This window comes from Gordonia sp. HS-NH1, from assembly GCF_001418765.1.
Lineage (GTDB): Bacteria > Actinomycetota > Actinomycetes > Mycobacteriales > Mycobacteriaceae > Gordonia.
On sequence record NZ_LIYC01000036.1, the window covers coordinates 1 to 17,530 of the forward strand.

Consider the following 17,530-nt stretch of genomic DNA (forward strand, 5'->3'; position numbering starts at 1 on the left):
ACAGCCCGATATCGTCGCCGGTCGGTTCCTAGAGGGCGGATTTCAGGGGCGTTGTGCGTCAACCCCCGCAGCAACCGATGGAGCCGCGTACGTCGCGGGTGACCGTGTTGCGTGCGGCGAGTTCGTCGTCGGCGGGATAGTCGACGCCGACCAGGCACAGCCCGCGGGCCTCGGCGACGGGCACCTGACTGCTGCGTTCGCGCTCCTCGAGAAGCCCACGGCACCAGGCGATGTCGCGCCGGCCGTCGCCGACACTCGCGACCGCCCCCACCAGCGAACGCACCATCGACCAGCAGAACGCATCGGCGCTGACCTCACCGACGAGCACACCGTCGGCGTCGCGGGCCCAGGCGAACCGTTGCAGATCCCGGATGGTCGTCGCCCCCTCGCGCCGACGACAGAAGGCCGCGAAGTCGTTGAGTCCCAACAACTCCGACGACGCGGCGTTCAGTGCGTCGACATCGAGCGGCCGGCGCCAGGTGGCGGTCGTGCGTGCGACCACCGGCTCGGCACCCCACCGCGCATCGGTCAGCCGGTAGCGATAGTGCCGACGTAACGCCGAGAACCGGGCGTCGAAATCCGTCGGGACAACGCGCACCGCCCTCACCCGGACATCGTCGGGACACATCTTCGCGAGACGCCCGACGAGCGTCGCGGGGTCGCCGGCGATCGATCTCGTCTCCAGCGCCGACCGCGGGACGTCGGCGTGTGCGACCTGCCCCGACGCATGGACACCGGCGTCGGTGCGGCCCGCCACGGTCAACCGCACCGGTACCCGCAGCACCGTCGACAAACGGGTCTCGAGCTCCTCGCAGACGCTGCGCTGACCGATCTGCCGTGCCCACCCGGCGAAGTCGGTTCCGTCGTAGGAGATGTCGAAGCGGAGACGACAGAACCCGCCGGCACCGGGATCCGGGCCGACGGGTTCGGTCTGCGATTCTCGAGTCAGTCGACTACTTCTTGTCACCGTCGACGTCGGCTCCGGCTGCCTCGGCATCGGGAGCGGTAGCCGCGGTCGACTCGTCGTCGACAGCCTCGGCCACGGCCTCGGCATTGGCGACCTCGGCATCGGTGGCGTCGGCCTCGACGGCCTCCACCACGTTCTCCGAGCCGTCGGTGGCCGCTGCGGTGTCGTCGCCGACGACCTCTTCGGTGGCGTCGAGCTTGTCCTCGGCGGCCTTCTTGGAGGCGGCGACGCGGGTCGCGCGGCTTGCCTCGCTCGACGCGGTGGTCTCGCGCACCAGCTCGATCACGGCCATGGGGGCATTGTCGCCCTTGCGCGGCAGCGTCTTGATGATGCGGGTGTAGCCACCGGGACGATCGGCGAAGAACGGGCCGATCTCGTCGAACAGCGTGTGGACGACGTCCTTGTCACGGATGTCCTTCAGCACCTCACGACGGTTGGCCAGCTTGCCGGCCTTGGCGTGGGTGATGATCTTCTCCGCGTACGGACGCAGGCGCTTGGCCTTGGCTTCCGTGGTGGTGATGCGGCCGTGCTCGAAGAGCGAGGTGGCGAGATTCGCCAGCATCGCCTTCTGGTGGCTGGCCGACCCGCCGAGGCGGGCACCCTTGGTGGGCTTGGGCATTGTCTTCTCCTAGGAGGACCCCGCATCACTCGATGCGGAAGTCAGGGTTGGGCAGTGACAGCTACCGCCGCGTCGAAGCGACTACAGCTGCTCGGTCTCCGCGAAATCCTCACCGGAATCGGCGTCGAACGACGCGTCTTCCGACCACGTGCCGGTGGCCGGGTCGTAACCCGCGACCTGCGACGGATCGAAGCTGGCCGGGCTGTCCTTGAGGGACAGACCGAGCGCGTGCAGCTTGACCTTGACCTCGTCGATCGACTTCTGGCCGAAGTTGCGGATGTCGAGCAGATCCGACTCGGTCCGGGCAACCAGCTCGCCGACGGTGTGCACACCCTCGCGCTTGAGGCAGTTGTAGGAACGAACGGTCAGCTCGAGATCCTCGATCGGCAGGCTGAACGACGCGATGTGGTCGGCCTCCGCCGGCGACGGTCCGATCTCGATGCCCTCGGCCTCGACGTTGAGCTCCCGGGCGAGCCCGAACAGCTCCACCAGGGTCTTGCCCGCCGATGCCAGCGCGTCACGCGCACTGATCGAGTTCTTGGTCTCCACGTCGAGCACCAGACGATCGAAGTCGGTGCGCTGCTCGACACGGGTGGCCTCGACCTTGTAGGTCACCTTGAGCACCGGCGAGTAGATCGAGTCGACCGGGATGCGGCCGATCTCGGCACCCGACGCCTTGTTCTGCACGGCCGGCACGTAGCCGCGGCCCCGCTCGACGACGAGCTCGATCTCGAGCTTGCCCTTGTCGTTCAGGGTGGCGATGTGCAGATCGGGGTTGTGCACGGTGACACCGGCCGGGGGCACGATGTCGGCTCCGGTGACGGTGCCCGGACCCTGCTTGCGCACGTACATGGTGACCGGCTCGTCCTCATCCGAGCTGACCACGAGGCCCTTGAGGTTCAGGATGATGTCGGTGACGTCTTCCTTGACCCCGGCCACGGTGGTGAACTCGTGGAGCACACCGTCGATGCGGATGCTGGTGATGGCAGCACCCGGGATCGAGCTGAGCAGGGTACGACGCAGCGAGTTGCCGAGGGTGTAGCCGAAGCCCGGCTCGAGCGGCTCGATGACGAACTTCGAGCGGTTCTCGGCAAGGACGTCCTCGGTGAGGGTGGGTCGCTGTGAGATGAGCATTTCTTGGATATCTCCTTTGGCCGACCGCTATATGACGGCCTCGAGGGTGAACCGAACAGCTGTTGCTGTCGGGCGGTGTGTCTTACTTCGAGTAGAACTCGACGATGAGCTGCTCGGTCAGCGGGACATCGATCTGAGCACGCTCGGGCACGCTGTGCACGAGGATGCGCAGGGTCGACGGCACGACCTGGAGCCAACCCGGGACCGGACGATCGCCGACGAGCTCCTTGGCGATCTGGAACGGGACGGTCTGCAGCGACTTCGGGCGGACGTCGATGATGTCGTACTGGCTGACGCGGTAGCTGGGCACGTCGACCTTCACACCGTTGACGGTGAAGTGGCCGTGGCTGACCAGCTGGCGGGCCTGACGACGGGTCCGCGCGATGCCCGAGCGGTACACGACGTTGTCGAGACGGGTCTCGAGGATCTTCAGCAGTTCGTCACCGGTCTTGCCGTTGCGACGGTTCGCCTCTTCGTAGTAGCGGCGGAACTGCTTCTCCATGACGCCGTAGGTGAAGCGGGCCTTCTGCTTCTCCTGGAGCTGGAGCAGGTATTCGCTCTCCTTGATCCGCGAGCGGCCGTGCTGGCCGGGCGGGTAGGGGCGACGCTCGAATGCAGCGTCTCCACCGATCAGGTCGACGCGAAGACGACGAGACTTCTTGGTTGCGGGGCCGGTATAACGAGCCATGTTTCTCTGTTCCTCCCTTTCCCGCTAGACCCGACGCCGCTTGGGCGGACGGCAACCGTTGTGCGGCTGCGGGGTGACATCGGAAATGGTGCCGACCTCGAGGCCGGCTGCCTGCAGGGAGCGGATCGCGGTCTCACGACCCGAACCCGGTCCCTTGACGAACACGTCGACCTTCTTGACGCCGTGCTCCTGGGCCTTGCGCGCAGCGTTCTCGGCCGCGAGCTGAGCCGCGAACGGGGTGCTCTTGCGCGAGCCCTTGAAACCGACGTGGCCCGACGACGCCCAGCTGATGATGTTTCCGCTGGGGTCGCTGATCGACACGATGGTGTTGTTGAACGTCGACTTGATGTGCGCGTGGCCGTGCGGGACGTTCTTCTTATCGCGACGGCGGGTGCCCTTCTTCGGGCCTGCGCTACGTGACTTCGGAGGCATTACTTCTTCTTCCCGGCGATGGTCTTCTTCGGGCCCTTGCGAGTGCGGGCATTGGTCTTGGTGCGCTGTCCGCGGACAGGCAGGCCACGGCGGTGGCGCAGACCCTGGTAGCAGCCGATCTCGATCTTGCGACGGATGTCGGCCTGCACCTCGCGACGCAGGTCACCTTCGACCTTCACCGAGGCTTCGATGTATTCACGCAGCTTCGAGACGTCTGCGTCGGTGAGATCCTTGGCTCGCAGGTCCGGGCTGAGGCCGGTCCCCTCGAGGATCTCCTTGGAGGTGGTGCGCCCAACTCCGTAGATGTAGGTCAGTGCGATCTCCAGCCGCTTCTCGCGGGGGAGATCCACACCAGCAACACGTGCCATGTGGCGGATTTCCTTTTCGATTTCTCAGAGGTCTGCTCCCAGTCCGTCCCGCGAGCTGGTGCCGAACCGTATGTCCGGCCTCGTGGGCTCCGGCCTCTGATCCGGAGGTAGGCGGTGACGCGTCTGTCGCCGCTGGTGTTGGGAGGTCCTTGGTTATTCAGTTGTCGATCTTCAGTTGTTCTGACTCAAGCGACCCGGAGGGTGCGCGTGATCAGCCCTGACGCTGCTTGTGACGCAGGTTCTCGCAGATCACCATGACCCGACCGTTGCGGCGGATCACCTTGCACTTCTCGCAGATCGGCTTGACGCTCGGCTGAACCTTCACGTCAGTCTCTCCTGCTCGGCTCGCCCGCGCGCACGCCGAAACGGCCGTACACGTGGGTGTCGGTCTCCTCCCGAACGGATGTCCGGGAAGTCTGTCCCCGGCGGCGCCGGGAAAGTCCTACTTGTAGCGGTACACGATTCGCCCACGAGCCAGGTCGTAGGGCGAGAGTTCCACGACGACCCGGTCCTCGGGCAGGATGCGGATGTAGTGCTGCCGCATCTTGCCGCTGATGTGGGCGAGAACCTTGTGTCCGTTTTCCAGCTCAATACGAAACATCGCATTGGGCAGGGGTTCGATCACTCGACCCTCGACCTCGATGGCCCCGTCTTTCTTCGCCATGTCCTCCGCGATTCCTGGCCGCGTCCGCGACATCTGATGATGCTGCGGCGGTTGGCCGGATTGAATCAGTGTTTGTCCGTTAGGGTGTGGGCACCGGTCCGCGAGGACCTGCACCCGGTGTACGCCGGCCCGGACCCACGTGCTGACACGCTGAGGCCCGGCACGCGATGCGCACCGACGGTCCATGTTACGCGAACGAGCAGGCCAGGCCAAATGCGTGCTTCGCGCCACCGAGAGGGGCCGCCCCGGATGGGCACTGTCGACGATTATCTCGACGGCCTCGACCCCGCCGACCGTGACGTGATCGGCCGCATCTACGACGTGGCTCGCGGAACGGTCCCCGACACCGTTCAGGGCGAGGGATACGGGATGCCGGCCCTCACCTATCACGGGAGCCCGCTCCTGTCCGTGATGCGCACCAAGAAGCACATCGGGCTGTACCCGTTCAGCCCGGAGGCGGTGGACGCCGGACGGCCGCACCTCGCCGGGTTCGACGTGGAGAAGGGCACCGTGCGTTTTCAGCCCGGCACCCCGCCGCCCGACGACGCGATCCGCGCGATGATGGCGTTCCGTCGCGATCAGATCGACGGATGAACGGACGTTGCTGGCAGACTGTCCGCCATGCTTGCCTTCCTGGTGCGTACCGTGCTCACCGCGGTGGCCCTGTGGGTCGCGACGCTGATCGTTCCCGGTATCGACTTCGTGGGCGGTTCGACGACCGCCGAGAAGGTCGGAATCGCGCTGGTCGTCGCCGTGGTCTTCGGTGTCCTCAACGCGATCATCAAACCCATCGTGCAGATCATCGCCATCCCCTTCTACATTCTGACGCTCGGGTTGATCCACATCGTCATCAACGCGTTGATGCTCGAACTCACCGCATGGATCACCCGCAACACCACACACTGGGGGCTGGAGGTCGACGACTTCTTCTGGTCGGCGATCTTCGGCGCGATCGTCGTGTCGGTGGTCGGCTGGCTGCTGGCGCTGCTGATGCGGGATCCGGTCGACCGATGAACGGCGCATCTCGCGGCGCGGCACGACGCCCCGCTCTCCGGACGTTGTCGGCTCTCGCGGCCCTCGCCGCCGTGGTCTCGGTGGCTGCGGGGTGTGGCAGCGACACCGGCGGCGAACCACGATCGGTGACCGTCGTCGGGTCGGGACAGGTCAGTGGCGTACCGGACACCCTGCGTGCCGACATCGGTGTCGAGGCGAGCGCGTCCGACGTCACGACGGCGCTGAACGAGACGAGCGCCAAGGTCACCGCGGTCACCGACGCGGTCGTGGCTGCCGGGGTCGAGCGCAAGGACGTCGCCACCCAGCAGGTGTCGGTGAACCCGCAGTACTCGAGTCCCGCCCCCGGCGGCTCGAGCCAGATCAGCGGATACCTCGCCACCAACACGATCCGGGTGACCATCCGCGACATCTCGACGGCGTCGACCGTGCTGAGCGCCGCCGCGACGGCCGGCGGGGACAACACTCGCATCAACAACGTCGCCTTCGCCATCGACGACGACTCGGAGCTCCTCGAGAAGGCACGTGAGGCCGCGTTCACCGATGCGCGGGGCCGCGCCGAGCAGTACGCCGGTCTCGCCGGCGATTCCCTCGGCGATGTCCTCACGATCAAGGAGAGCACGAGCGGCCAGGAACAGCCCGTCGCGCCGGGCACGTTCGAGCGGGACGTGGCGGCGGCACCCGTTCCCGTCGAACCCGGCGAGCAGGAGCTCACCTTCACCGTCACGGTCACGTTCGCGCTCGACTGACACCGCGGCCCGTCCGGCGGTCGTGCCCTGACATCCTGGACCGATGCGTGCCGTTCTCCAGCGAGTCAGCCGAGCAAGTGTGAGCGTCGACGGCGAGATCGTGGGTGAGCTCGACATCCCGTCGGGCACGGCGGGCCTCGTCGCCCTCGTGGGTGTCACGCACGACGACACCGCCGACCACGCGCTCCGGCTCGCCGACAAGATCTGGCGGCTGCGGATCTTCGACGGCGGCGACGGGCCCGAACGAGCCGCCGCCGACCTCGACGCACCGATCCTCGTCATCAGCCAGTTCACGCTCTACGCCAACACCGCCAAGGGCCGTCGACCGTCGTGGAACGCAGCCGCGCCCGGCGCCGTCGCCGAACCGCTGGTCGAGGGGGTCGTCGAGGCATTGCGGGCTCTGGGCGCCACCGTGGCCACCGGACGCTTCGGCGCGCACATGGAGGTCGGTCTCGTCAACGACGGTCCGGTCACCCTCGTGCTCGACGTCTGAGACCGCCGGGACGGACGGTCTCACGACTATCGTCGGAGTCGTGGGACGAATCACCGCACGCCGCCGCGTCACCCGCATCCGTCGCGATGCGGATCCGACGCACCGTGCCGACACCCTGGCCGTCGAGGAACCGCTCGAGATCCGAGTCGGCGGGCGCTCACTCACGGTCACCATGCGCACGCCCGGCGACGACTTCGAACTCGTCGCCGGTTACCTCGTCTCCGAGGGCGTCGTGACCACCGGCGCGGACTTCTCCACGGCGCGCTACTGCGCAGGCACCGACGCCCAGGGCGCCAACACCTACAACGTCGTCGACGCCACGCTCGCCACCCACGTCCCGCCTCCCGGACCCGATCTGGTCCGCGTCAACACCGTCACGAGCGCATGCGGGATCTGCGGCAAGGACTCCATCGCCGCGGTGACCACCGCCTCCGTCCACGACCCCGCCGCGGACACCATGACCGTCGCCGCCGGCACCGTTCTCGACCTCCCCGACCGGTTGCGCGCCGAACAGAACGTCTTCGACAAGACCGGCGGCCTGCACGCCGCCGCGCTCTTCGGCAGCGACGGGCAGCTCCTCGCCGTGCGCGAGGACGTCGGCCGGCACAACGCGGTGGACAAGGTGATCGGCTGGGCTGTCCTCGCCGACCGGTTGCCGCTGTCGAACACGATTCTGCAGGTCTCCGGACGCGCGAGCTTCGAACTCGTCCAGAAGGCCGCGATGGCGGGAATCCCGATGCTCTGCGCGGTGTCGGCGCCCTCGTCACTCGCGGCCGACGCCGCCGACGATCTCGGCATCACCCTCGTCGGCTTCTCCCGCGGCGAGTCGATGGTGATCTACTCGCGACCCGACCGGATCTCCCACCAGACGGGCGCCGCGGTCACCGAAACGGTCGCGGTCCCCCACTGAGGTCGTCGTCGCGGCGCGGCGGCGTCAGCCTTCTCGCGACGCCGCCAATCGGACCAGTTGACCGGTCGTGGCGTCCGGCAGGTATGCCCGCGAGATGGCCACCCCGATACGTGGGAGGTCGGATTCGTCACGGAACGCCAGGTAGACCGGCTCGTACCGGGGGTTGAACTTCTTCTTGAAGGTGTGCAGCGACCGGAACCCGTAGTACGGCTCGAGTGCGGCCCCCAGCGTGTCGAGCAGTTTGTCCAACGGCTCGGCCTCGAAGTCGCCGGTCCGGGCCAGCGGGGCGCCCGACAGCGAGATGAACTGCGCACCTTCGTCTTTGAAAGCGACCGCCGACGATGCGATGAGATATTCGACGACCGGCCCGAACCCGTCGGTGCGGCGCCTCATGATGTCGAGTGTCCAGCCCGCGATGTCGCCGCCCGGAGCGAACACCGGCAACCACGAGAGCACGCCGTGTACGTTGCCCGTCGGGTCCACCGCGAGTGCAACCCTCACCGCGGGATCCATGGCCTCCTCGACACTGCCCAGGGTGAAACCCATCTCGGGTAGGCCCTTGTCCCCCACCCATTCCTCGGAGATGGCGCGCACCTGGGTCTTGACGGCGAACGACTCGTCGGCGAGCGAGACCATGCGCATCGAGATGTCCTGCTTGGCAGCCTTGTTCATCGCCGACCGCACGTGTTGCCACGGCTTGCCCTTGAACTCCAGGCCCGGCAGGTCGACGATCGTGTCCTCCGCGATCTGCACACTGAGCCACCCGCGCTCGGTGACGATCTCCGACGTCGCCGAACCGATCGAGAACCAGCAGGGTGTGGCGCCGGCACCTTCGGCGAGTTCGACGAAGGCGTCGACCGCGTCACGCAGCCGGTCGGGCGCACACACCGGGTCGGCGAGCGCCACCATCGTGCCGACATGCTTGCGGTAGGTCACCACGGACTGATCGTCGAGGTCGCGTGCGTCCCCGGTGAATTGGTAGCTGTTGCCCGGCCACGTCGTCATCCACGACATGGTGCCGCCGCCGTGCACGCGGAGCAGCTCCCCGACGCGGCCGACCGGGTCGTCGACCTCGCCGGAGGTACCGACCTGACGTACGCGCCACGGCACCGCGAAGGCGAACCGGCCGGGGATGAGGATCGCGAGGACCACCACCCACAGGAGCGTGGTCCCGAGCGTCACCGCGCCTTCCGACGACACGTCGGTGAAGACGACGAGGACCACCGCGAGCACGGTCGCGAGGACGTTGAGCGCACCGAGGACGACGGCCACCCACCATGCCCATCGCTTGCCGCGCCGCAGCTGATCGGCGATCAGCACGTTGACGACGAGGCCGATCAGCATCGTGAACAGCGAGTCGTCACCCGAGTCGGTGGGTCCCAGCGGCCCGCTGCCCGGAAACAGGAAGACCAAGAGGTTCGCGCCCGCGATGACCAACAGCGCGGCGCACCCCAGCATGCGGACCTCACGCCGCGTGCGGGGAACCCAGCCGCGCTCGTTGGTGGCGAAGAACTTCTCCCCGACGACCATCATGATGACCGTTGCGAGGACGTATTCGACCGAAGCGAGGGTCCCCTCGAACAGGAACGCGATCGAGACGATCGCCCCCAGCAGGACCCGGACGCGCAGCCGCCACGGCGAACGGACGGTCGCCGAGGCCACGGCCACCGCCGACACGACCAGCGCCCCCACGCCGGTGGCACGCGAGTCCGCCAGTTGTTCCGCCCAGCGCCAGGACGTGACCTCCGACGACAGCAACCACAACAGCAGGACCGTCAGCAGACACGAGACCAGGTGGCCGGCGACACCGACCAGAACGGCCCGCACGGTGCCCAATTGCCACTCGGCCCAACCCATTCCGACGATCACAGCCACCACAGCCAGCAGGTACAGCCAGGGCCCGGGCTCGACGAACGCGGACGTGACGGGCGTCCACCATCGCCCCTCCCGAACAGCGGGCAGCCCGAACGCGACATCCCGATACCAGGATTTGTCCGATGCCCGGCCCCACAGCGAGCCGGTCGTCGCACCGACGATCAGCAGGGCCGTCGCGAGGGCGATGGTGAACGGAAGCCGGCGCACGACGATGAGCCAGGACACGTCAGAATGCATGGTCAACGGTACGACGAGACGGCCGCGCCCACACGGTCATCGCCCATGATCAGTCACTCCGCAGGCGTCGCACACCAGCGTTCGTCATACCGGCGCCAGACGACGGGCTCGTCGTGGATGTGGAGGACACCCGGATCGAACCCCAGACCTCAACTCGACTCCCAGACCTCGATCGAAGTCTGTCGGTCGAGTTGACGTCTGCCGGTCGCGGGACCGATGGCCATCCTGCGCGTAGCGCTCAGACTCAGGCGGGGCGAGTGGTGAGGATCCGCGGGCCGTCGGCGGTGACCGCGACGGTGTGTTCCCAATGCGCGGAGCGCGATCCGTCATCGGTGACGACGGTCCAGTCGTCATCGAGGACGGTGGTCTCGGTGGTGCCGAGCGTCAGCATCGGCTCGATGGCGAGCGTGGACCCGATGACGAGCGTCGGCCCCTTACCCGGCTCACCCTCGTTGGCCAGGAACGGGTCCATGTGCATCTCGCGGCCGATCCCGTGTCCGCCATAGCCGTCCACGATGCCGAATGCCCGGCCGTACGTCTTCTCGGCGGCTCGAGTGCCGAGTTCGATGGCATGGGAGATGTCGGTGAGACGCGCACCGTCGACCATCGCCGCGATACCCGCCTCCATCGACAGGCGCGTCGCCTCGGACAGTTCCTCGTCCGCGACGGAGAGTGCCCCCACACCGAAGGTCCAGGCCGAGTCGCCGTGCCATCCGTCGAGGATCGCACCGCAGTCGATCGACACCAGATCGCCGTCGGCGAGAACGACCTCCGCAGACGGGATCCCGTGGACGACCACCTCGTTCACCGAGCTGCAGATGGAGCCGGGGAAGCCGTGGTAGCCCTTGAACGACGGCACCGCGCCGGCTCCCCGGATCACGGACTCGGCCACCTCGTCGAGATCGAGGGTGCTCACCCCCGGTTTCGCCGCATCGCGTACCGCGACCAGAGCGGCCCCGACGACCGCACCGGCGGCAGCCATGGCGTCGAGCTCGCCCGCGCTGCGGAACGGGACGACACGCTTGCGCTTACGAAACCCCATGCGTTACAGCGATTCCTCGGTTGTCAGGAAACGCGGGTCAGGAGACGCCGGCGCCGAGCGCGCTCAGGACGCGCTGGTGGACGCCCTGGATGTCGCCGACCGCGTCGATGGTCTTGACCTGGTCGCCGTAGTAGGCGAGCAGCGGCGCGGTCTCACGGGTGTAGACGTCCATCCGGTTGCGGATGACCTCTTCGGTGTCGTCGGCGCGACCACGCGCCAGCATGCGCTCCACGACGACGTCGGTGTCGACGACGAACGAGAGCACCGCGTCGAGCGAGGCGTCGAGGTTCGCCAGGATGTCGTTGAGGGCGTCGGCCTGCTCGGTCGAGCGCGGGAAGCCGTCGAGGATGAAGCCCTTCGCCGCGTCCGGCTCACCGACGCGGGCGCGGACCATGTCCACGGTGATCTCGGACGGGACGAGGTTGCCGGCGTCGAGGTACTTCTTGGCTTCCACACCCACGGCGGTGCCCTGGGAGATGTTGGCGCGGAAGAGATCGCCGGTCGAGATGTGGGGAATCCCGAGTGCTTCGCTCAAGAGTTCCGCCTGGGTGCCTTTACCTGCTCCGGGCGGGCCGAGGATGACAAGTCTCACTTCAGGAACCCTTCGTACTTGCGTTGCATCAACTGACTGTTGATCTGTTTCATCGTGTCCAGACCCACGCCGACCATGATCAACACGGCCGTACCACCGAACGGCAGGTTCTGGACGTTGCCGCTGTTGCCGATCTCGAGGAACAGGTTCGGGAGTACCGCGATGATACCGAGGTAGATCGAGCCCGGCAGAGTGATGCGACTGAGCACATACCCGAGATATTCGGCGGTCGGGGCGCCCGGTCGGATGCCCGGGATGAACCCACCGTACTTCTTCATCTCGTCGGCGCGCTCTTCTGGATTGAACGTCACAGCCACGTAGAAGTACGTGAAGAAGATGATCATCAGGAAGTACACGGCGATGTAGACGCCGTTACTGGGGTCGGTCAGATACCTGGTGACGTACTCCTGCCAGGTCGATTGCGTCCCATCGGGATTGCGCGTGAGTTCGACGATCAGCTGGGGCAGGTACAGCAGAGACGAGGCGAAGATCACCGGGATGACGCCGGCCTGGTTGACCTTCAGCGGCAGGTACGTCGACGACCCGCCGTACATCTTCCGGCCGACCATGCGCTTGGCGTACTGCACCGGGATGCGCCGCTGGCCCTGCTCGATGAAGACCACGCCGGCGATGATGATCAGCACGGCGACACACACCAGCGCGAAGACGAGTCCGCCGCGGCTGTTCAGAATGGAGCGACCCTCGGCCGGGATGCGGGCGGCGATACCGGCGAAGATCAGGAGCGACATGCCGTTGCCGATGCCGCGCTCGGTGATGAGCTCACCGAACCACATGACGACACAGGCGCCGGCGGTCATGACGAGCACGATGATCGACAGACCGAAGATGCTCGAGTCGTTGAGCACCTCGCCGCTGGTCGCACAGGACTGCGGAAGGAGCTGGCCGCGATCGGCGAGGGCCACGATGCCGGTCGACTGCAGCAATGCCAGGGCGACGGCGAGATAACGCGTGTACTGCGTCATCTTGGCCTGGCCGGCCTGGCCCTCCTTGCGGAGCTGCTCGAACCGCGGGATGACCACGGTGAGCAGCTGCACGATGATGGCCGCGGTGATGTACGGCATGATGCCGATCGCGAACACCGACAGCTGGAGCAGTGCGCCACCGGAGAACAGGTTGATCAGGGAGTAGACCGAGCTCGACTCACCCGAGGAGACCTCGTCGAGACACGCCCGCACGGCCTGGTAGTCCACGCCCGGGGACGGGACCGTCGCACCCAGCCGATACAGGACGATGATGCCGAGAACGAAGAGGATCTTCTTCCTCAGGTCCGGCGTCCGAATGGCCGCGAAGAGGGGGGAAAGCACTAACTCCTCCTAGGAACGACCACGCGAGGCGTACGTCCCGGGTCGATGCGACCCGGTCCCCGTGTGCTCGGCAATCGACGATGATCTTTCGGGATGCGGCGATCTTGCGGTGTCCGGCGGGACAACGTCTGAGACTCTAACAGTCACACCGAAACGCCCCGGTCGGGCGGCAGCGATGCTGCCGCCCGACCGCGGTGTGTGTCCGTCAGAGTTCGGTGACGCTGCCGCCGGCAGCGGCGATCTTCTCCTTGGCGGAAGCGGTGAACTTGTCGGCGGTGATGTCGACCTTGACCGAAAGGTCGCCGTCGCCGAGAACCTTCACCAGCTTGTTCTTGCGAACGGCGCCGGCCGCGACGAGCTCGTCGACGCCGATGGTGCCGCCCTGCGGGAACAGGCGCGCGATGTCGCCGACGTTGACGACCTGGTACTCGATCCGGTTGCGGTTGGTGAAGCCCTTGAGCTTCGGCAGCCGCATGTGGATCGGCATCTGGCCACCCTCGAACCCGGCGGGCACGTTCTTGCGTGCCTTGGTGCCCTTGGTGCCGCGACCGGCGGTCTTACCCTTGGACCCCTCACCGCGACCCACGCGGGTCTTGTCGGTCTTCGACCCCGGTGCGGGGCGAAGGTGATGGAGTTTGATGGTCATGCTTGAACCTCTTCGACTGTCACGAGGTGACGAACCGCGTTGATGAGGCCGCGGTTGATCGGCGTGTCCTCGCGGGTGACGGTCTGGCGGATGCCCCGGAGTCCGAGGGTCCGCAGGCTGTCACGCTGATTCTTCTTGGTACCGATGGTGCCCTTGACCTGGGTGATCTTCAGCTCTGCCATGATCAGACTCCCTGTCCTGCACGGGCGCGCAGCATACCGGCCGGAGCGACGTCCTCGATCGGCAGACCGCGGCGGGCCGCGACCTCTTCGGGACGCTGCAGCATCTTGAGTGCGGCAACGGTGGCGTGCACGACGTTGATGGCGTTGTCCGAGCCGAGGCTCTTGGCGAGGACGTCGTGGACGCCCGCGCACTCGAGCACGGCACGCACCGCGCCACCGGCGATGACACCGGTACCGGGGCTGGCCGGGCGCAGCATGACGACACCGGCGGCCGCCTCACCCTGGACCGGGTGGGTGACGGTCGCGCCGATCATCGGCACGCGGAAGAAGTTCTTGCGAGCTTCCTCGACGCCCTTCTGGATCGCCGCCGGGACTTCCTTGGCCTTGCCGTAGCCGACACCGACCATGCCCTGGCCGTCGCCGACGACCACGAGAGCGGTGAACGAGAAACGGCGTCCGCCCTTGACCACCTTCGAGACGCGGTTGATGGTCACCACGCGCTCGAGCTGGTTGCGGTCCTGGTCGCGGCCGCCGCGATCGCGACGGTCGCCGCGGCCACCGCCGCGACGGTCGTTGCCGCCGCCCTGGTTGTTCTGGTTGTTGTCGTTACCGGCGGGTCCGTTTCCGCCGTCACGCTGACGTCCGGGCATCAGAGGTTCCCTCCGGTCATGTGGGTGTAGCTGGTGAAGATGGTCATCAGAAGCTCAGGCCTCCCTCGCGGGCGGCATCGGCGAGCGCTGCGATCCGGCCGTGGTAGTCCTTGCCGCCACGGTCGAACACGACGGCGTCGACGCCGGCGGCCTTGGCGCGGGCGGCGATCAGCTCGCCGACCTTGCGGGCCTGCGCCGACTTGTCGCCGCCTGCGGCACGCACGTCGGCCTCGATCGACGATGCCGCGGCCAGCGTCTTGCCGGCCAGGTCGTCGATGAGCTGGACGTGGATGTGGCGCGAGCTGCGCTTGACCACGAGACGCGGACGGGCCGGGGTTCCGCTGACCTTCTTGCGGAGGCGGAAGTGGCGGTTGGCGGTCGCCTTGCGACGACGCGTCGACACGTCCTTGCCGACGGGCTTGCGAACTGTCTTGGTAGCTGTCTCACTCATGGCTTACTTACCCGTCTTTCCGACCTTGCGACGGATCTGCTCACCCTCGTAGCGAATGCCCTTGCCCTTGTAGGGGTCCGGACGACGCAGGCGGCGGATGACCGCCGAGATCTCGCCGACTTGCTGCTTGTCGATACCCGACACCGAGAACTTCGTCGGGGACTCCACGGCGAACGTGATGCCCGCCGGGGCCTCGATCGGCACGGGATGGCTGTAACCGAGCGCGAACTCGAGGTCGCTGCCCTTGGCCTGCACGCGGTAGCCGACACCGAAGATCTCCATCTTCTTGGTGTAGCCCTGCGTGACGCCCACGACGAGGTTGTTCACGAGTGAACGGCTCAAGCCGTGGAGCGCGCGGCTGCGACGCTCGTCGTTGGGGCGGGTCACGACGATGGAGTTGTCCTCCTTGGCGACCACGATGGGCTCGGAGACGGTGAGCGAGAGCTCACCCTTGGGGCCCTTCACGGTGACGTTCTGGCCGTCGATGGTGACGTCCACGCCCGCGGGGATCTCGATGGGGTTCTTTCCGATACGCGACATTGTGTTACCTCCCCTACCAGACGTAGGCGAGGACTTCGCCGCCCACGCCCTGGTTGGCTGCCTGGCGATCGGTGAGCAGGCCCGACGACGTGGAGATGATGGCCACGCCGAGGCCGCCCAGAACCTTGGGCAGGTTGGTGGACTTTGCATAGACCCGGAGGCCGGGCTTGGAGACGCGGCGCAGGCCGGCGATGGAGCGCTCACGACTCGGGCCGTACTTCAGGGAGACGACGAGGCTCTTGCCGACCTCCGCGTCTTCGGTGCGGTAGTCGGTGATGTAGCCCTCGCGCTTGAGGATCTCGGCGATGTTCACCTTGATCTTCGACGAGGGCAGTGTCACCTCGTCGTGGTACGCCGAGTTGGCGTTACGCAGACGCGTCAAGAAGTCTGCGATCGGGTCAGTCATGGTCATGGGTGACCGTCAACCTTTCTCGTAGCGGTTCCCATACAGCGCCGGACGCGGGGACATCCCCGTGACCTGCGGTGGGCCTTCCACGAAGTGGATAGTTGTTTCTGAAGGTTCTCGCCGCCGATGCCCTTGGCTTTTCGCCGGCACCGGAGACTATTCAGTTGTGTCCCGGACACCTGAGGTGCACAGGCAACCGGTCTAGTGTAGGGAACTCGCAGCGTAGACCCAAATCGGCGCCGGTCATCGGCCGCGGACCTCGGGCACCATCGAGGGTATGGACCGGCGTCAGCTACTCAGATCAGGACTCCTCGGGGCCGGGCTCCTCGGAGTCTCCGGCACCACGGTACTGGCCGGCTGCTCCGGCGACGAGGAGACGACCACCACACCACGCGGCGGACCGAACCGGTCCGCGGCGACGGTCCCACCGGGGGGCGTGTCGAACGTCGAGACCGTCGCGTCGGGACTGAACGTGCCCTGGGCGCTGGCCTTCCTGAACGGCGGCGACGCGCTGGTCACCCAGCGTGACGACGCGACCGTCGTGCGGGTGTCCCCTCGCGGCGAGGTGCGGACGGTCGGCGAGTTCGGCGACGCCGCGCCGCTCGGCGAGGGCGGGCTGCAGGGCATCGCGATGGCGCCGGGCGACGAGAGCGCGGTGTTCGTCTACTACACGACGGCCGCCGACAACCGGCTGGTGCGCCTGCAGTTCGACGGGACCCGGCTCACCGGCGCCCGCCCCCTGATCACCGGACTCGACGCGGCCTACAACCATCACGGCGGAGCCCTGGCCTTCGGTCCCGACGGCAGCTTGTTCGTCGCGGTCGGCGATGCCGCGGTGCCGGAGGTCGCCCAGGATCGCGCAGCGCTCAACGGCAAGATCCTGCGGGTCGACCGCGACGGCCGTCCGTGGCCGGGCAACCCGTTCGGCAACGAGGTCTATTCGTACGGGCACCGCAACGTGGAGGGTCTGGCCTTCGACGGTGCGGGGCGGCTGTGGGCGAGCGAGTTCGGACAGAACAGCCGCGACGAGCTCAATCTGATCCGCCCGGGCGGCAACTACGGGTGGCCGGAGGCCGAAGGCGACTCCGACGATCCGCGGTTCGTCGCGCCCGCCGCCACCTGGACCACGCGTGAGGCCTCCCCGGCCGGGCTCGCCATAGTCGGCGACCGCGCGTACATGGCGGCACTCCGCGGTCGGCGACTGTGGGAGATACCGCTGGCCGCCTCGCCCGAGGGCACCTCCGACGTGCCCGCGAGCCTCCTCGCCGGCGAGCCGGTCGGCCGCTTCGCCGACGAGTTCGGACGCCTGCGACTCGTGGCCGCGGCACCGGACGGCTCCCTGTGGTTCGGCACCAGCAACACCGACGGTCGGGGCAGGCCGACGGACGGCGACGATCGTCTGCTCCGCATGCGACTGGGTTGACACGACACCGCGCGGTTTCCGACGTCACGCGGAACGCATTCACGAGAACGTCTCATTCGGCATTTCGGAGAATGCCGCCCGCTGCGTTGTGGGCCTATTTCCGCAATGATTGCGTGATCTATTTCT

Annotated in this window: 24 protein-coding genes; 6 read left to right on the top strand and 18 right to left on the bottom strand. The window is 67.2% G+C overall.

Features of this window, described 5'->3' with window-relative positions; genetic code table 11:
* Nucleotides 1–58: 58 nt before the first annotated feature.
* The 8 genes from truA to infA all read right to left on the bottom strand — a co-directional run bounded on the left by truA (nt 59) and on the right by infA (nt 4,872).
* Complete coding sequence (gene truA / locus AMD30_RS19255) at nt 59–997, bottom strand: tRNA pseudouridine(38-40) synthase TruA (protein WP_055476736.1); 939 nt, start codon at nt 995–997, stop codon at nt 59–61.
* Entirely contained in the window at nt 954–1,586 is a 633-nt protein-coding gene (gene rplQ / locus AMD30_RS19260) for a 50S ribosomal protein L17 (protein ID WP_010842197.1), read from the bottom strand. The genes truA and rplQ overlap by 44 nt, the downstream gene beginning before the upstream one ends.
* A gap of 81 nt (nt 1,587–1,667) precedes the next feature.
* Entirely contained in the window at nt 1,668–2,720 is a 1,053-nt protein-coding gene (locus AMD30_RS19265; RefSeq protein WP_010842198.1) for a DNA-directed RNA polymerase subunit alpha, read from the bottom strand.
* Between the two features lie 82 nt (nt 2,721–2,802).
* Entirely contained in the window at nt 2,803–3,408 is a 606-nt protein-coding gene (rpsD, locus tag AMD30_RS19270; RefSeq protein WP_010842199.1) for a 30S ribosomal protein S4, read from the bottom strand.
* A gap of 24 nt (nt 3,409–3,432) precedes the next feature.
* Nucleotides 3,433–3,840: a 30S ribosomal protein S11 gene (gene rpsK / locus AMD30_RS19275; RefSeq protein ID WP_004023536.1), complete on the bottom strand. Its 408-nt coding sequence runs from the start codon at nt 3,838–3,840 to the stop codon at nt 3,433–3,435.
* Nucleotides 3,840–4,208 (bottom strand): 30S ribosomal protein S13, encoded by a 369-nt coding sequence (gene rpsM, locus AMD30_RS19280; RefSeq protein ID WP_004023537.1) that lies wholly within the window; start codon nt 4,206–4,208, stop codon nt 3,840–3,842. The genes rpsK and rpsM overlap by 1 nt, the downstream gene beginning before the upstream one ends.
* Before the next feature lie 211 nt (nt 4,209–4,419).
* A complete protein-coding gene (gene rpmJ / locus AMD30_RS19285) occupies nt 4,420–4,533 on the bottom strand; it encodes a 50S ribosomal protein L36 (RefSeq protein WP_005207978.1) in 114 nt (37 codons plus the stop codon).
* A 117-nt stretch (nt 4,534–4,650) separates the two neighbouring features.
* Nucleotides 4,651–4,872, bottom strand: coding sequence for a translation initiation factor IF-1 (infA, locus tag AMD30_RS19290; RefSeq protein WP_004023539.1), 222 nt, complete (start codon nt 4,870–4,872; stop codon nt 4,651–4,653).
* Between the two features lie 249 nt (nt 4,873–5,121).
* Here infA and AMD30_RS19295 point away from each other — a divergent pair, with 249 nt between their 5' ends.
* Genes AMD30_RS19295 through fdhD form a run of 5 tightly spaced genes read left to right on the top strand, consistent with a single transcriptional unit; the run spans nt 5,122 to nt 8,035 of the window.
* The gene (locus AMD30_RS19295; protein ID WP_055476737.1) at nt 5,122–5,466 is read left to right on the top strand and encodes an iron chaperone; all 345 of its coding nucleotides are present in this window, start codon (nt 5,122–5,124) and stop codon (nt 5,464–5,466) included.
* A 27-nt stretch (nt 5,467–5,493) separates the two neighbouring features.
* Nucleotides 5,494–5,886 (top strand): phage holin family protein, encoded by a 393-nt coding sequence (locus tag AMD30_RS19300; protein ID WP_014927807.1) that lies wholly within the window; start codon nt 5,494–5,496, stop codon nt 5,884–5,886.
* Nucleotides 5,883–6,632 carry an SIMPL domain-containing protein gene (locus AMD30_RS19305; RefSeq protein WP_055476738.1) on the top strand — a complete coding sequence of 250 codons (750 nt, stop codon included), beginning with the start codon at nt 5,883–5,885 and terminating at the stop codon, nt 6,630–6,632. The genes AMD30_RS19300 and AMD30_RS19305 overlap by 4 nt, the downstream gene beginning before the upstream one ends.
* A 43-nt stretch (nt 6,633–6,675) precedes the next feature.
* A complete protein-coding gene (gene dtd, locus AMD30_RS19310) occupies nt 6,676–7,125 on the top strand; it encodes a D-aminoacyl-tRNA deacylase (RefSeq protein WP_014927808.1) in 450 nt (149 codons plus the stop codon).
* A 40-nt stretch (nt 7,126–7,165) separates the two neighbouring features.
* Nucleotides 7,166–8,035, top strand: coding sequence for a formate dehydrogenase accessory sulfurtransferase FdhD (gene fdhD, locus AMD30_RS19315; RefSeq protein ID WP_055476739.1), 870 nt, complete (start codon nt 7,166–7,168; stop codon nt 8,033–8,035).
* A 24-nt stretch (nt 8,036–8,059) separates the two neighbouring features.
* On the opposite strand, the gene AMD30_RS19320 is transcribed toward fdhD, so the two are convergent.
* From AMD30_RS19320 to rpsH, 10 genes are all read right to left on the bottom strand, one after another.
* Nucleotides 8,060–10,147, bottom strand: coding sequence for a bifunctional lysylphosphatidylglycerol flippase/synthetase MprF (locus tag AMD30_RS19320; RefSeq protein ID WP_055476740.1), 2,088 nt, complete (start codon nt 10,145–10,147; stop codon nt 8,060–8,062).
* 244 nt (nt 10,148–10,391) lie between these two features.
* A complete protein-coding gene (map, locus tag AMD30_RS19325; protein ID WP_055476741.1) occupies nt 10,392–11,189 on the bottom strand; it encodes a type I methionyl aminopeptidase in 798 nt (265 codons plus the stop codon).
* A gap of 37 nt (nt 11,190–11,226) precedes the next feature.
* Entirely contained in the window at nt 11,227–11,781 is a 555-nt protein-coding gene (locus tag AMD30_RS19330) for an adenylate kinase (RefSeq protein ID WP_014927812.1), read from the bottom strand.
* A complete protein-coding gene (gene secY, locus AMD30_RS19335) occupies nt 11,778–13,106 on the bottom strand; it encodes a preprotein translocase subunit SecY (protein WP_014927813.1) in 1,329 nt (442 codons plus the stop codon). The genes AMD30_RS19330 and secY overlap by 4 nt, the downstream gene beginning before the upstream one ends.
* 205 nt (nt 13,107–13,311) lie before the next feature.
* A complete protein-coding gene (gene rplO / locus AMD30_RS19340; protein WP_004023566.1) occupies nt 13,312–13,752 on the bottom strand; it encodes a 50S ribosomal protein L15 in 441 nt (146 codons plus the stop codon).
* Entirely contained in the window at nt 13,749–13,934 is a 186-nt protein-coding gene (gene rpmD / locus AMD30_RS19345) for a 50S ribosomal protein L30 (protein WP_010842209.1), read from the bottom strand. The genes rplO and rpmD overlap by 4 nt, the downstream gene beginning before the upstream one ends.
* Nucleotides 13,935–13,936: 2 nt before the next feature.
* Nucleotides 13,937–14,584, bottom strand: a complete 648-nt coding sequence (gene rpsE / locus AMD30_RS19350; protein ID WP_010842210.1) for a 30S ribosomal protein S5 — start codon at nt 14,582–14,584, stop codon at nt 13,937–13,939.
* A 46-nt stretch (nt 14,585–14,630) separates the two neighbouring features.
* Nucleotides 14,631–15,035, bottom strand: coding sequence for a 50S ribosomal protein L18 (rplR, locus tag AMD30_RS19355; RefSeq protein WP_010842211.1), 405 nt, complete (start codon nt 15,033–15,035; stop codon nt 14,631–14,633).
* A 3-nt stretch (nt 15,036–15,038) separates the two neighbouring features.
* A complete protein-coding gene (rplF, locus tag AMD30_RS19360) occupies nt 15,039–15,575 on the bottom strand; it encodes a 50S ribosomal protein L6 (protein WP_010842212.1) in 537 nt (178 codons plus the stop codon).
* Between the two features lie 13 nt (nt 15,576–15,588).
* Nucleotides 15,589–15,987, bottom strand: a complete 399-nt coding sequence (gene rpsH / locus AMD30_RS19365; protein WP_010842213.1) for a 30S ribosomal protein S8 — start codon at nt 15,985–15,987, stop codon at nt 15,589–15,591.
* 271 nt (nt 15,988–16,258) lie between these two features.
* Here rpsH and AMD30_RS19370 point away from each other — a divergent pair, with 271 nt between their 5' ends.
* Complete coding sequence (locus AMD30_RS19370; protein ID WP_055476742.1) at nt 16,259–17,404, top strand: PQQ-dependent sugar dehydrogenase; 1,146 nt, start codon at nt 16,259–16,261, stop codon at nt 17,402–17,404.
* Nucleotides 17,405–17,530 lie beyond the last annotated feature (126 nt).

Excerpts from the sequence above, each read along its gene's own strand:
- rpsE (WP_010842210.1), bottom strand. The coding sequence starts at position 14,584 with ATGCCCGGACGTCAGCGTGACGGCGGAAACGGACCCGCCGGTAACGAC.
- infA (WP_004023539.1), bottom strand. The coding sequence starts at position 4,872 with ATGGCGAAGAAAGACGGGGCCATCGAGGTCGAGGGTCGAGTGATCGAA.
- rpsH (WP_010842213.1), bottom strand. The coding sequence starts at position 15,987 with ATGACCATGACTGACCCGATCGCAGACTTCTTGACGCGTCTGCGTAAC.
- rplR (WP_010842211.1), bottom strand. The coding sequence starts at position 15,035 with ATGAGTGAGACAGCTACCAAGACAGTTCGCAAGCCCGTCGGCAAGGAC.
- map (WP_055476741.1), bottom strand. The coding sequence starts at position 11,189 with ATGGGGTTTCGTAAGCGCAAGCGTGTCGTCCCGTTCCGCAGCGCGGGC.
- rplO (WP_004023566.1), bottom strand. The coding sequence starts at position 13,752 with ATGACCATCAAACTCCATCACCTTCGCCCCGCACCGGGGTCGAAGACC.
- rplQ (WP_010842197.1), bottom strand. The coding sequence starts at position 1,586 with ATGCCCAAGCCCACCAAGGGTGCCCGCCTCGGCGGGTCGGCCAGCCAC.
- rpsD (WP_010842199.1), bottom strand. The coding sequence starts at position 3,408 with ATGGCTCGTTATACCGGCCCCGCAACCAAGAAGTCTCGTCGTCTTCGC.
- rplF (WP_010842212.1), bottom strand. The coding sequence starts at position 15,575 with ATGTCGCGTATCGGAAAGAACCCCATCGAGATCCCCGCGGGCGTGGAC.
- truA (WP_055476736.1), bottom strand. The coding sequence starts at position 997 with ATGCCGAGGCAGCCGGAGCCGACGTCGACGGTGACAAGAAGTAGTCGA.
- rpsK (WP_004023536.1), bottom strand. The coding sequence starts at position 3,840 with ATGCCTCCGAAGTCACGTAGCGCAGGCCCGAAGAAGGGCACCCGCCGT.
- AMD30_RS19320 (WP_055476740.1), bottom strand. The coding sequence starts at position 10,147 with ATGCATTCTGACGTGTCCTGGCTCATCGTCGTGCGCCGGCTTCCGTTC.
- AMD30_RS19370 (WP_055476742.1), top strand. The coding sequence starts at position 16,259 with ATGGACCGGCGTCAGCTACTCAGATCAGGACTCCTCGGGGCCGGGCTC.
- AMD30_RS19265 (WP_010842198.1), bottom strand. The coding sequence starts at position 2,720 with ATGCTCATCTCACAGCGACCCACCCTCACCGAGGACGTCCTTGCCGAG.
- dtd (WP_014927808.1), top strand. The coding sequence starts at position 6,676 with ATGCGTGCCGTTCTCCAGCGAGTCAGCCGAGCAAGTGTGAGCGTCGAC.
- AMD30_RS19295 (WP_055476737.1), top strand. The coding sequence starts at position 5,122 with ATGGGCACTGTCGACGATTATCTCGACGGCCTCGACCCCGCCGACCGT.
- AMD30_RS19300 (WP_014927807.1), top strand. The coding sequence starts at position 5,494 with ATGCTTGCCTTCCTGGTGCGTACCGTGCTCACCGCGGTGGCCCTGTGG.
- rpsM (WP_004023537.1), bottom strand. The coding sequence starts at position 4,208 with ATGGCACGTGTTGCTGGTGTGGATCTCCCCCGCGAGAAGCGGCTGGAG.
- rpmD (WP_010842209.1), bottom strand. The coding sequence starts at position 13,934 with ATGGCAGAGCTGAAGATCACCCAGGTCAAGGGCACCATCGGTACCAAG.
- AMD30_RS19305 (WP_055476738.1), top strand. The coding sequence starts at position 5,883 with ATGAACGGCGCATCTCGCGGCGCGGCACGACGCCCCGCTCTCCGGACG.